Below are 11987 nucleotides of genomic sequence, written 5' to 3' on the forward strand. Positions count from 1 at the left end.
ATGTATTATTTTTTATCTTTGTTTAATGAAAAAAGATGAAATTATTAACGTCCTTCAAAAAGACAAGCAGTACCTAAAAGAAAATTATGGTGTTGTGACGATTGCTTTGTTTGGTTCTTATGCTAAAGGATTAGAAAATCCGGAGAGTGACGTTGATTTTTTTGTTGAATTTAATAAACCCTCTTACAGTATTTTAATGGGGTTGTATTCTTACTTAGAGGATAAATTAAATTCTAAAATTGAAATTGTTAGAAAGGGGCCACATATTTCGGACCGTTTTTTTAATAGTATTGAAAAAGATTTAATTTATGTATGATGACGTTTATAAATATTCGTTAGAAACTATTTTAGAACACATCACTATTTGTAATAAAAGATTTACTGAAATCAATGTGGCATCCGATTTTGTAGCTACTGAATACGGTAAAATTTTATTAGACGCAATTGTAACCCGACTTCAAGCAATAGGAGAGAACGTTAAAAACAGTTCGAGAAAACATAATTTATTACAGGATAATTATCCAGAAATAGAATGGAATAAAATTATTCGATTTCGTGATTTTATCTCCCATCATTATGAAATGCTGGATTTTGAGGTGATTTATGAAATAGGTGAAAATTATTTACCACAATTAGAAGTAGCAATTAAAACCGAATTAGGGAAATTCAAATAATATGCAAATTAATCTTAATCCGGAGTGGGAGAGCATTGTATCGGAAGAAACGCAGCAACCGTATTTTAAAGAATTACTTTTGAATGTGGAGCAAGAATATCAAAATAGCGTTTGTTATCCACCACAAGAGTTGATTTTTGCCGCTTTTGACTATTGTAGTTTTGATGATTTAAAAGTGGTTATCATTGGTCAAGACCCGTATCATGGGGAAGGAGAAGCAAATGGATTGTGTTTTTCGGTAAATGATGCCGTTCGAATTCCACCATCGTTGCGCAATATCTATCGGGAAATTAATGATGATTTGGATTCGATTTTCATGCCTAATTCAGGGAATTTAGAGTCTTGGGCTAGGCAAGGCGTATTGCTTTTAAATGCTTCGCTAACCGTGAGAAAAGACACGCCCAATAGTCACAAACATTTAAAATGGAATTTGTTTACAGATGCTGTTATTCAAAAAATATCAGAAGAAAAGGAAGGAATTGTTTTTTTACTTTGGGGTGCATTTGCACATAAAAAAGGATTGAAAATTGATCGTACAAAACATTTGGTTTTAGAATCGGGGCATCCATCACCTATGAGTGCCAATCAGGGGAAGTGGTTTGGGAACAAACATTTTAGCCAAGTAAATGCGTATTTAGAAAAAGCGGGAAAGACTGTAATTTCTTGGTTTTAGAATAGATGCTAGTCGATTGCAGTTTGCGTGAGGGATAATAGCTAGCTACCAAGTAGCGCGGATAGCCCGACACCACTAAAAAAAGAGGCTCATTACCGTACTGATAATGAGCCTCTTTTTTTAGTGGTGGCACGCCCAAATAAGGAACGTACTAGTTTTTTATAATTTCCTCTAAGGTAGCTTTGTCCTCGCGGTTGCTGATTTTAAGTGTTATAGGAATATTTTTCATTGTCTTTCCTTCAATAACGTATAGTTTAGCTTTATGAAACTCCGTATTGCTTTTATCAAAGTCAACATCTCCGTATTGCAAAGTGTTTTTGATATCAATGGTGTCAATCCAGCCTTCGGCTAAAACTTTGGACGCTTTTTCGGAATAATCGAAAGGTTTGTTTCTTAAGTCGTTTAAAACTCTAGAATTTGGAAAATAATTACAACGGGTGTCTTTACCGCTAAAAACTAAGGCTACGAAAAACAGACCCATAACTAATCCCACTAAATAGTAGGCAAAACGTTGTGCAAACTTCATGAATTATTTTTTTTGGCAAAGGTAAAGGAAAGATTTCTTAAAACACAATTAAATTGATGTCGTTATTGGGTAAATCGAACCAGTCTCCAATGGCTTTATTGGTCAGAATTCCATGGTACAAATAAACGCCATGTTTCAAGCCCATATCACAACGAATGGCGCTTTCAAGTCCGCCATCTTCGGCAATTTGCATTAAAAAGGGAGTGATAATATTGCTGATAGAAAGCGAAGCCGTTTTAGAATAGCGAGATGGAATATTGGGTACGCAATAATGCAAAACGTTGCTTTTTATGAAAGTAGGTCTTTCATGCGAAGTTACTTCAGAGGTTTCAAAACAACCGCCTGTATCAATGCTTACATCTACAATTACAGCTCCTTTTTTCATGTGTTCCACCATGGTTTCACTAACAATAACGGGACAGCGATCGATACCCCGCATAGCACCAATGGCTACATCACAACGTCTAAGGGCTTTTAATAACCCTTTGGTTTGTATGGTGGAAGTAAATATTCGTTGGTTCAAACTGTTTTGCAAACGGCGCAATTTTGTGATTGAATTGTCAAAAACTTTTACCGTTGCACCAAGACCTAAAGCCGTTTTTGCAGCAAATTCACCTACTGTTCCAGCACCTATAATCACCACTTCAGTAGGGGCGACTCCAGTAATATTACCAAACAACAATCCTTTTCCAAATTCATTGGTAATCATTAATTCGGCAGCGATTAATATGGAAGCAGTACCTGCAATTTCACTCGAGGAACGTACTGCAGGGTAAGAACCGTCTTGGTCTTTTATGTATTCAAAAGCGAGAGCCGTTATTTTTTTCTTGGTTAACGCTTCAAAATAGGCCTTGCTTTTTGTTTTTAATTGGATAGACGAAATCAAGATGGTTTGTGGATTCATCATTTCAATTTCTGCTAGTGTAGGCGTTCCTACTTTTAGAATCATAGGGCAACCAAATACTTTTCGGGTATCATTGGTTATTTCTGCTCCAGCGTCACTGTATTCTTTATCCGAGTAACTGGAGTTTTCTCCAGCTCCTGCTTCAATCATTACACGATGTCCTTGAAAAGTCAAGGAATTTACAGCATCGGGCGTAAGGCAAATGCGACGCTCTTGGTAACTGGTTTCGTTAGGAATACCAATAAAAAGATCGCTCTTGCGTCTTGCTACCTCCAGTTTTTCTTCCTGTGGTAAAAGTTCTGCTTTCGTGAATGGATAAAAAGATATTGACATTGTTGTTGTGATGATTAAAGAGTAAAATTACATAAAAAAGTTTAAAAAAAAACTGATTTTTATCAATTAGCAATCAATAAAAAAGGTTAGTAGTAATTAATCCATAATTCGTTCCATTTTTATATCAGCTCTTTCGTACACGCCATCTTCTAGGGCGACTTCAACAAATCCATACTTTTCATACAAATGTATTGCTGGAATCAATTTTCTGTTTGAATATAAAATTAGCTTTTTCATTTGTTGCTCGCTAGCCACTTGGATGCAGTGATCTAATAGCTTTTTTCCTATTCCTAAACCTTGAACACCATCCGTAACTGCCATTTTGCTTAATTCAAAGTCGGTTTCATTGATTTTTATAAGCGAGACTGTACCCACAATTTTATTGTTGTACTGCGCATAAAAAATCATTCCACCTGGTTCGATGATGTATTTTTGTGGATTGGAGAGTACTTGCTCGTCTTTGGGCTCTATTTTAAAATAACGCTTCAGCCATTCCTCATTCAAGGTTTTTATGGCTTCCTTTAATTCATCCGAAAAAGGAATAATAAAAACAGTATTTTCTGAACTCATTGTAGTGGTATTAGCTTAAATGCAATAGACGTTTGCCATCAGGAAGGACTTCAATTTTAATAACGGAATGTTCCTCCGGAATCAAATTCGGAATCTGTTCTGCCCATTCGATAAAACACCAATTTCCAGAATAGAAATAATCATCGGCTCCCATGTCCAGCGCTTCCGTTTCATTCTTCAATCTATAAAAATCAAAATGGTAAACAATTTGATTGTCAACAGTATGGTATTCGTTAACTAAAGAAAAGGTTGGACTGCTTGTCGCTTCTGTAACGCCCAGCGTTTTGCACAATTGTTTGATAAAAGTCGTTTTTCCAGCACCCATTTCTCCATGAAAAAGAATTACTTTTTTTGGGTTTTGAGCCACTACTATTTCCGCTACGGAGGCGATGTCTTCTAATGAAAAAATAAATTCCATTTTTTATTATTATTTTAAATTCTGAATTATAAATTTTGAATTCAATTCTCTCTTCTATTACAATAGTATAAACCTGAAACCTTTTTTATATCCACAATCAAGGCAACCATAAACTTGAAACAAAAGAAACCTTAAACTATATTTTCAAACTACGTCAAACCTGAAACTTTTTTTATTACTACAATCAAGGCAACCTTACACAAAAAAAACTTTAAACAAAGTTTTTTCTACTTCGGATTAAACACCAAACAAGGAATAATCATTTCTTCTAGCGAAATCCCTCCATGTTGGTACGTATTCTTATAGTAACTCACATAATGATTGTAATTGTTGACATACGCCAAGAACAAATCATTTTTTGCAAAAATATAAGAACTACTCATATTTATGGCAGGCAATCCTATTTTTTTTGGTTCTTTTACAGCATATACATCTTTGTACTCGTAGGTTAAGCTGCGACCGGTTTTGTAACGCAAGTTCAAACTCGTGTTTTTATCACCCACCACTTTCGATGGATTTTTCACATTGATTGTTCCGTGATCCGTAGTTAGAATCAGTTTAAAACCCAGTTTTTGTGCCTGTTGAATGATTTCTAACAAAGGAGAATTCTTGAACCAACTCAGCGTTAGCGAGCGATACGCCTTATCATCGGAGGCTAATTCTTTTACCACATCCATTTCGGTTTTCGCGTGAGAAAGCATATCTACAAAGTTATATACTACGGTAACTAGGTCGTTGTCTTTTAGTCCCTTGAAATTCTCTACCAGTTTTTTACCCGAAGCCAAATTCGTGATTTTAAAATAATCCTCTTTGATTTTCAATCCCAATCGCTTCAATTGAGCCGACAGGAACTCGGCCTCATACAAGTTTTTTCCACCTTCCTCAGGATCATTTTTCCAGTATTGCGGAAACTGTTTTTCCATTTCCAGAGGCAATAAACCAGAGAAAATCGCATTTCGAGCATACTGCGTCGCCGTAGGCAAAATAGAGTAGTAGGGCACCTCTTTTTCTAGTTTATAATGTTCAGCGACTACGCTTTCAAAGGTTTTCCATTGGTCGTAACGCAAATTATCAATTACGACAAACAGCACTGGTTTGTCTTTTTTAACCAACTCCGGAACCACTAATTCTCTAAATAACGTATGGGATTGCACGGGTTTATCAGCTTTTGGCAAAAACCAATCTTCGTAATTGCGTTCTATAAATTTCCCAAACTGCGAGTTGGCTTCTGCTTTTTGAGATTCCAGTATTTCCACCATGCTTTGGTCGTTGATGGTTTCCAACTGCAGTTCCCAAAATATCAATTTTTTGTACAACTCAATCCAGTCTTCATAGGAGTTCACCATCGCCATTTCCATCGTAATTTTTCTAAACTCTTTCTGGTAATCCAGCGTTGTTTTTTGCGAAATCAAGCGCGAGTGATCCAAGTTCTTTTTCAAACTCAGCAAAATCTGGTTGGGGTTCACCGGTTTTATTAGGTAATCGGCAATTTTAGACCCTATGGCTTCCTCCATAATATACTCTTCCTCACTTTTGGTAATCATAATCATGGGAACCATACTCTTTTTCTCCTTCATTTCCGACAGCGTTTCCAGCCCGCTCATACCCGGCATATTCTCATCCAGAAAAACGATATCAAAATTCTCATTTTCAAAAATATCAATCGCATCCCGACCGTTATTACAAGTCGTCACACTATAATTTTTTTGTTCCAAGAAAAGGATGTGTGGTTTCAAGTAATCAATCTCATCATCCACCCAAAGTATTTTTATCTTATCCATATCGTTATTTATCAAGAATTAAATGCGCTAGCAAGATGCCAAATTACATTTTTTTAAAAGGTCTAGATATTAATATTATTATAAAATTTACTGTTAAAACGCTATTGGGTGCGGATTAGTACTTTTTTCTGGGCGTGCCCTCCGCCAAAGCTCCGGTCGGGCAGTCCACTGCAAGTCCTCGCCCCGCCAAAAAAAGCGGGGCTGTGGGCTTTCCGTTTCCGTCCCTCACGCAGGATTGGGATTGCTAGAATGATTTGTTCTCCTAATTACGGGCAAAATGAGGAAAACCGTAAAGAGATTGATTTTCTACAACTTACATTTGGAATATTGGTATTTTAATAGTTTTGGCTATCCGAAAAAACACCATAACAAAAGTACTTCACAACATAAACAACAACAGAAATGGAAGATTTAAAATTAAAATTGCAACAGTTACATCAAAGAGTTGACTCTCTAAAAGACCAAATAAATACAGAAGAAGCAACTAAAAATGCATTTGTAATGCCTTTTATTCAAATTCTTGGATATGATATTTTTAATCCAACAGAAGTAATTCCTGAATTTGTTTGTGATATTGGAACTAAAAAAGGAGAAAAAATAGATTATGTAATTAAAAAAGATGGGGAACCCATTTTAATAATTGAATGTAAAAATTGGAAAGAAAATGTTGATGCTCATAATTCTCAACTTCATAGATATTATCACGTTTCAAAATCACGCTTTGGAGTTTTGACAAACGGTCATATTTATAATTTTTATGCAGATTTAGAGAAACCTAATATAATGGATGAAAAACCATTTTTTACTTTAGACATATCAAACTTAAAAGATACAAGCTTAAAAATTCTAGAAAATTTTTCTAAAAACGGATACAACCTTGAAGAAATTTTAGATTCAGCAGAAGGATTAAAATATATAAAGGCTATTAGAAACGAATTTGAAAAAGAAATACAAGAACCTTCGGATGAAATAGTTCGTCTTTTAGTAAACAGATTTTTCAACAAACCTTTAACAGCTCCAAGATTAGTTGCATTCAAAGAATATACTAAAAAAGCATTCTCAAACTCAATAAATGAATCAATAAACTTCAGATTGACAAATGCTTTAAATATAACTGAAACCGTTCCATCAAAGACTAATGAACCAACTATAGCTATTGATGAAAATGTTGAAACTCCAAAATTCATTACAACGGAAGAAGAGATTGAAGGTTCTCAAATAGTAAAAGCCATTTTAAGAGAAATTTTGCCAGCGTCTCGCATTGCATTTAGAGATACTCAATCATATTTTGGTATTTTATTAGATGACAATAATAGAAAGCCAATTTGTCGCTTACATTTTAATTCAGCAAATAAATATGTTGAACTTTTCAACAATGGAAAAGAGAATGGAGAGAAAAAATTAATTTCTTCCTTAGACGATATTTATAATTATAAAACTGAATTATTAACTACAATAAAAAACTACGAATAACATAAGAAGTAAAATAGCAATGACTAGCCAACTGCTAATACGAATTGTTCTCCTAATTACGGGCAAAATGAGGAAAACCGTAAAGAGATTGATTTTCTATAACTTACATTTGGGTATTGGTATTTTAATAAAAAAAATCATACATTTGAAAACCACGTAAAAACAAAATTAATCCACAATAAGATGAAAGTACACTTTCCTTTTGTTGTGGATTTTTGTTTCGAGTATCGTGAGAGAGAATTTAATTAAAAGAAGTATAAAATTTAGGTTATATACTAGTTGGGGGCAATGCTAAAAAAAACAGAAAAAACATACTAAAATATGAGATTTAGAAAAAGAGTAAAAGTTTTCCCCGGATTCCATTTGAATCTTTCAAAATCGGGAATAAGTTCAACACTAGGTGTGAATGGAGCAAGTGTAAACTTCACTAAAAAAGGAAGTTATTTAAACACTGGAATTCCCGGAACAGGGTTGTATGACCGAAAAAAAATTGGAACAAAACAGAATTCAAATTTCACTGATTCTACAGAAAATATTGAACATAAAAGTAATAGTACACAAGTAATTGTTGGTGAAATTAAAAGTGCAGAAGCTGATAAATTAACAAGCGCAAATCTTATTGAGCTAAAAGAAACACTTGAAGAAGTTTATAAAGACAGAATTGAACTTAATCAAGAAATTATACAAACGAAAAAAGAAATTAAATCTGCAAAAACTATACGTATAGTAGCATCTATTTTTGTTGTCGGACTGTTCGTTAAAACGTTTAAGAATAAAATTCTCGATAAAGAGGAATATTTGCGTGATTTAGAACATCAATTAGAAAATAGTTTCATAAATATTGATGTAGAATTTGACAAATCTTTTGAAGAAAAATACAATGGTTTACTAAATTCTTATAATGAACTCTTAACAACCGAAGTAATTTGGGACATTACTTCAAGCATACAACAGGATATGAAAACTACAAGAAGTGCTGCATCAAGTGTTGTAACTCGTAAACCTGTTAAATTTAAATTCGATAATATTGATATTATAAAATCAACTTATCCAGCATTTCATTTTGAAAATAAAAATGGTGGAGATTTATACATATATCCTGCATTCATAATTTTCACTACAAGCAATAATAAATTTGCACTAATTGATATTAAAGATTTAGAATTAACTTTTTCACAACAAAGATTTTTAGAAGAAGAAAAAATCCCTTCAGACACAAAAATAATTGATAAAACTTGGGCGAAAGTAAATAAGAATGGATCACCAGACAAAAGATTCAAAGGCAATTATGAAATACCAATTGTAAGTTATGGAAAACTTGAAATTAAAACTTCTTTCGGTCTAAATGAATTATATTCCTTTAGTAACTTTGAAAAATCAGGACAGTTTTCAGAAACTTTTTTGGACTATAAAAAAGCTCTTTAATTAAAGCACAGCCCCTAACAGCAGTTACAAAATACACAAGGCTTTTGTGGAATTTCCGTTTCGCAACATGTTTACGTTTAGCGGAAAATACTCGGGTTTCCGAATCCTTGTGCATCGTGTAGCTACGAAACGTCAAACTGTCTAAAAACCTCAGTTTTGAGTTTTTGTTCTCGGATTCCTATCTTTTAAAAATATAAAATATGGAATTTTTAGAGAGTTTATTTAGGTTATTAGACGAACTGACGTTGTAGGCAATGATACCGAACTTTGCGCGTAAACCCTCACCATAAACCAAAATAGTAATGAATATTGAAAGTATACTAAGTAAAATAAAACTTTTTGAAGAATTAGTAATCGATTCAGGACTTAAACGTGATTTGGTAGATTACATTGGTGCGATAGCTCAATCACAAAATAGGAATCTTATCTTTATGAAAGATATATCAGAAAAAGTGAAAACTTATTTTTTTGTAATAGAAAATAATTCTCTTGCTTCTGAGTTAAAACATATTTTGAAAGATTCTGAACCATTTACATCTTTAGATATTATTAATCAAATTGATGAAATTAACAACGACCCAGTTTTAACCGCTGAAGAATACTTTCAAAAATTTTATGCTCTATTAGAGAAGTTGAATTTAAAAATTGACGAAAATCTAAATGAAATTAAAGTCGCCGAAAAAATATTTACTAAATATGCTACAAGTGATAATCTTGTCGAAGGGCAAGCTGAACAAGCATTAGTTTCATTAGTTTTTAAAGATTTACAATCTACAGGAAGTTTAAAAGAATTTTCAAAAGCATTGAATCGCTGGAACAGGACTCTTTTAATCTATCATACTTTATTAAAATCAAAATCGCCAGAAGAAATTTCTTTAGTAGAAATCCAAAATGGCTCAATAGATGTAATTTTTAACATTGATTTTGACATTGCAATAGACTTAACGGAACTAATAACTTTCGGATTGAAGGCATATGGTGCTTATTTATTATTGAAATCAAAAGTTGCTAAGGAATTTTTATCAACCTATATTGGAAATAAGAAGTTGTTGAAGCTGGAAGAAGATAGAGAAATCTTAATGCTTGATAATATAAAAGAGTCAATCAAAACTAAGGCTTTAGAACAACATAAAAGGAAACTTAAAGAAGACAAAGCTATTGAAAAAACTGGTGTTGAAAAAAAGATAGACGAAATTAGCAATGTAATTACAGACCACATTATTAAAGGTAATGAAATAAAGTTACTTAATGCACACGAAGAAGTTACCGAAGATGGCGAAGAGAAAATTTCCGTTGTCTTACGAGAAGAAACTGCTATTGTGAGAGAAAGATTCAAACAATTAGATGATGCTAATAAACAATTGCTTTTAGATAAATTTACAATTATAGACGAAGAGCCTGAAAATAAAATCCCAGCTAGCGCGAGCGTCTCGCTCGTGCCCACAAAGTAAATAAAACCAAAGTTGTATGAAAAAATATACATGTAGTTTTCTATTATAGCAGTTTATTTTGATAATTTATTTATAAAATAGTTCATTAATAAAAATATCAAAAATAATGGTTTACTTTATTTTAAATTTATTTTGATAATGGGCACGAGCGAGACGTTCGCGCTAGCGGTCTTTAGCTACGATGAGCTTAACCATAAAGCAAATACTGTAATAAATATGAGTACAAAATATAAATTTGGTGAAAGTACAGGTGCTTATTTTGTAAGTTTTGCAACCATTAATTGGATTGATGTATTTACACGAGATACTTATTTTGAGAATATCATTGAATCCTTAGATTTTTGTAGAAAAAATAAAGGAATGGAAATTTATGGTTATTGCATTATGCCAAGTCATGTTCATTTAATTTTTCGTTCAAGTAATGGAGATCCTTCAGGTTTGATGAGAGATTTTAAAGGTTTTACATCTAAAAAAATGCTCAAAACAATTGAAGAAAATGTTCAAGAAAGTAGAAGAGAATGGATGCTTTGGATGATGGAACGTGCAAGGAAAAAGAATAGCAATGTAAAACACAGACAGTTTTGGCAACAAGACAATCATCCAATTGAAATTTGGTCTTTAAAAGTTTTTGAACAAAAACTTAAATATATTCATCAAAACCCTGTAGAATCTGGTTTTGTAACTGATTCAATTGATTGGAAATACAGTTCAGCTAGAAACTATGGAAATAATGATCATACAATTTTAGAAATAGATATGAATTGATTTTTATTGTGGGCACGAGTGAGATGCTTGTGCTAGCAGTGGGCTCGTGAAAAACAAAACCAATTACCTACATTTATAATCCCAGAATGTTATACTTTATTTTAGAAAAACAATATGTATAAAAGAAATTTAAAAGAAAATCTAACAATAATTTTTTTGATTTTAATTGCAAATTCCACTTTTGCACAGAAAAAAGAATTCCGAGAAGCGGTTGTTGATAGTTTAGCTTTCGTAAATAACAGAAAAATAGTAAACAGCCTAAATACGGATGTCTATCTAAAAAAAACATTTAGTAAAGAAAATATACAAATTCCGTATCGGCTTCTAAAGCCAAAAAATAATAGTAATAACCAAAAATATCCTTTAGTAATTACCTTCCACAACTCTACCCGAATTGGAAATGATAATGAAAATCAACTTGAACCATTTGCAAAAATTTGGTTAAGACCTGAAATTTATAATAAATATCAATGTTATGTAATTGCACCACAATTCAGCAAGCGTTCTTCAAATTATGAAAAGAATATTGATGGTATTCAAATTTCAAAATCTTCAAAAGATGTTTTTGCGGTATTGGAATTAATTAAAAATGTTGAAAAAGAATATCCAAACATTGATAAAAATAGGATTTACTTAATTGGTTATTCTATGGGGGCATCAACTGCACAAAACGTACTGAATATTGCGCCAAACATATTTGCGGCTACCGTTTCTGTTGCAGCCGTTCCTGATTTTTCAAATCTTAAAAAATTAAGCAAGAAAAATTTATGGCTTATACATGGGGAAAAAGATGACGAGAATCCCTATATCGGAAGTGTTGAATTGTTTAATAAATTACTTTCAAACAAAAATTTGATTTTTACGACTTTTAATAACCTCAATCATAATACTATTGTCATTCCTTTTTTAATAACCGAGGAAATTCCTAAATGGTTATTTGATAAGCATAAATAAAAAACATCTCTTACCTACATTTATAATCCATAGTCACCAT

Annotated in this window: 13 protein-coding genes; 8 read left to right on the forward strand and 5 right to left on the reverse strand. The window is 32.6% G+C overall.

Annotated features, from left to right (window positions below; genetic code table 11):
- Nucleotides 1-25 precede the first annotated feature (25 nt).
- Genes AB3G33_RS11765 through ung form a run of 3 tightly spaced genes read left to right on the forward strand, consistent with a single transcriptional unit; the run spans nucleotide 26 to nucleotide 1347 of the window.
- Nucleotides 26-316 (forward strand): nucleotidyltransferase family protein, encoded by a 291-nt coding sequence (locus AB3G33_RS11765; RefSeq protein WP_367752899.1) that lies wholly within the window; start codon nucleotides 26-28, stop codon nucleotides 314-316.
- Nucleotides 309-674, forward strand: coding sequence for a DUF86 domain-containing protein (locus AB3G33_RS11770; RefSeq protein WP_367752901.1), 366 nt, complete (start codon nucleotides 309-311; stop codon nucleotides 672-674). The genes AB3G33_RS11765 and AB3G33_RS11770 overlap by 8 nt, the downstream gene beginning before the upstream one ends.
- Nucleotide 675: 1 nt before the next feature.
- Nucleotides 676-1347, forward strand: a complete 672-nt coding sequence (ung, locus tag AB3G33_RS11775; protein ID WP_367769689.1) for a uracil-DNA glycosylase — start codon at nucleotides 676-678, stop codon at nucleotides 1345-1347.
- Nucleotides 1348-1498: 151 nt separating this feature from the next.
- Here the strand turns inward: ung and AB3G33_RS11780 are convergent, their stop codons facing one another.
- The 5 genes from AB3G33_RS11780 to AB3G33_RS11800 form a co-directional block, all read right to left on the reverse strand.
- A complete protein-coding gene (locus tag AB3G33_RS11780) occupies nucleotides 1499-1873 on the reverse strand; it encodes a DUF4258 domain-containing protein (RefSeq protein ID WP_367769691.1) in 375 nt (124 codons plus the stop codon).
- 37 nt (nucleotides 1874-1910) lie between these two features.
- A complete protein-coding gene (locus AB3G33_RS11785) occupies nucleotides 1911-3110 on the reverse strand; it encodes an alanine dehydrogenase (protein WP_367769694.1) in 1200 nt (399 codons plus the stop codon).
- Nucleotides 3111-3206: 96 nt separating this feature from the next.
- The gene (locus tag AB3G33_RS11790) at nucleotides 3207-3680 is read right to left on the reverse strand and encodes a GNAT family N-acetyltransferase (protein ID WP_367769697.1); all 474 of its coding nucleotides are present in this window, start codon (nucleotides 3678-3680) and stop codon (nucleotides 3207-3209) included.
- Nucleotides 3681-3690: 10 nt separating this feature from the next.
- Nucleotides 3691-4098 (reverse strand): tRNA (adenosine(37)-N6)-threonylcarbamoyltransferase complex ATPase subunit type 1 TsaE, encoded by a 408-nt coding sequence (gene tsaE, locus AB3G33_RS11795; RefSeq protein WP_367769700.1) that lies wholly within the window; start codon nucleotides 4096-4098, stop codon nucleotides 3691-3693.
- 227 nt (nucleotides 4099-4325) lie between these two features.
- Nucleotides 4326-5879: a PglZ domain-containing protein gene (locus AB3G33_RS11800; protein WP_367769703.1), complete on the reverse strand. Its 1554-nt coding sequence runs from the start codon at nucleotides 5877-5879 to the stop codon at nucleotides 4326-4328.
- 402 nt (nucleotides 5880-6281) lie between these two features.
- Here AB3G33_RS11800 and AB3G33_RS11805 point away from each other — a divergent pair, with 402 nt between their 5' ends.
- The 5 genes from AB3G33_RS11805 to AB3G33_RS11825 all read left to right on the forward strand — a co-directional run bounded on the left by AB3G33_RS11805 (nucleotide 6282) and on the right by AB3G33_RS11825 (nucleotide 11947).
- Nucleotides 6282-7352, forward strand: a complete 1071-nt coding sequence (locus AB3G33_RS11805; protein WP_367769706.1) for a type I restriction endonuclease — start codon at nucleotides 6282-6284, stop codon at nucleotides 7350-7352.
- 321 nt (nucleotides 7353-7673) lie between these two features.
- Complete coding sequence (locus tag AB3G33_RS11810) at nucleotides 7674-8777, forward strand: DUF4236 domain-containing protein (protein ID WP_367769708.1); 1104 nt, start codon at nucleotides 7674-7676, stop codon at nucleotides 8775-8777.
- Nucleotides 8778-9079: 302 nt separating this feature from the next.
- A complete protein-coding gene (locus AB3G33_RS11815; protein ID WP_367769709.1) occupies nucleotides 9080-10228 on the forward strand; it encodes a hypothetical protein in 1149 nt (382 codons plus the stop codon).
- A gap of 216 nt (nucleotides 10229-10444) precedes the next feature.
- The gene (locus AB3G33_RS11820) at nucleotides 10445-10993 is read left to right on the forward strand and encodes a transposase (RefSeq protein ID WP_367769712.1); all 549 of its coding nucleotides are present in this window, start codon (nucleotides 10445-10447) and stop codon (nucleotides 10991-10993) included.
- Nucleotides 10994-11149: 156 nt separating this feature from the next.
- Nucleotides 11150-11947 (forward strand): prolyl oligopeptidase family serine peptidase, encoded by a 798-nt coding sequence (locus AB3G33_RS11825; RefSeq protein WP_367769714.1) that lies wholly within the window; start codon nucleotides 11150-11152, stop codon nucleotides 11945-11947.
- The last annotated feature ends 40 nt before the right edge of the window (nucleotides 11948-11987 follow it).

It is taken from the genome of Flavobacterium sp. WC2421, assembly GCF_040822115.1.
Lineage (GTDB): Bacteria > Bacteroidota > Bacteroidia > Flavobacteriales > Flavobacteriaceae > Flavobacterium.

Excerpts from the sequence above, each read along its gene's own strand:
- ung (WP_367769689.1), top strand. The coding sequence starts at position 676 with ATGCAAATTAATCTTAATCCGGAGTGGGAGAGCATTGTATCGGAAGAA.
- AB3G33_RS11805 (WP_367769706.1), top strand. The coding sequence starts at position 6,282 with ATGGAAGATTTAAAATTAAAATTGCAACAGTTACATCAAAGAGTTGAC.
- AB3G33_RS11780 (WP_367769691.1), bottom strand. The coding sequence starts at position 1,873 with ATGAAGTTTGCACAACGTTTTGCCTACTATTTAGTGGGATTAGTTATG.
- AB3G33_RS11770 (WP_367752901.1), top strand. The coding sequence starts at position 309 with ATGTATGATGACGTTTATAAATATTCGTTAGAAACTATTTTAGAACAC.
- AB3G33_RS11820 (WP_367769712.1), top strand. The coding sequence starts at position 10,445 with ATGAGTACAAAATATAAATTTGGTGAAAGTACAGGTGCTTATTTTGTA.
- AB3G33_RS11810 (WP_367769708.1), top strand. The coding sequence starts at position 7,674 with ATGAGATTTAGAAAAAGAGTAAAAGTTTTCCCCGGATTCCATTTGAAT.
- AB3G33_RS11800 (WP_367769703.1), bottom strand. The coding sequence starts at position 5,879 with ATGGATAAGATAAAAATACTTTGGGTGGATGATGAGATTGATTACTTG.
- tsaE (WP_367769700.1), bottom strand. The coding sequence starts at position 4,098 with ATGGAATTTATTTTTTCATTAGAAGACATCGCCTCCGTAGCGGAAATA.
- AB3G33_RS11790 (WP_367769697.1), bottom strand. The coding sequence starts at position 3,680 with ATGAGTTCAGAAAATACTGTTTTTATTATTCCTTTTTCGGATGAATTA.
- AB3G33_RS11815 (WP_367769709.1), top strand. The coding sequence starts at position 9,080 with ATGAATATTGAAAGTATACTAAGTAAAATAAAACTTTTTGAAGAATTA.
- AB3G33_RS11785 (WP_367769694.1), bottom strand. The coding sequence starts at position 3,110 with ATGTCAATATCTTTTTATCCATTCACGAAAGCAGAACTTTTACCACAG.
- AB3G33_RS11765 (WP_367752899.1), top strand. The coding sequence starts at position 26 with ATGAAAAAAGATGAAATTATTAACGTCCTTCAAAAAGACAAGCAGTAC.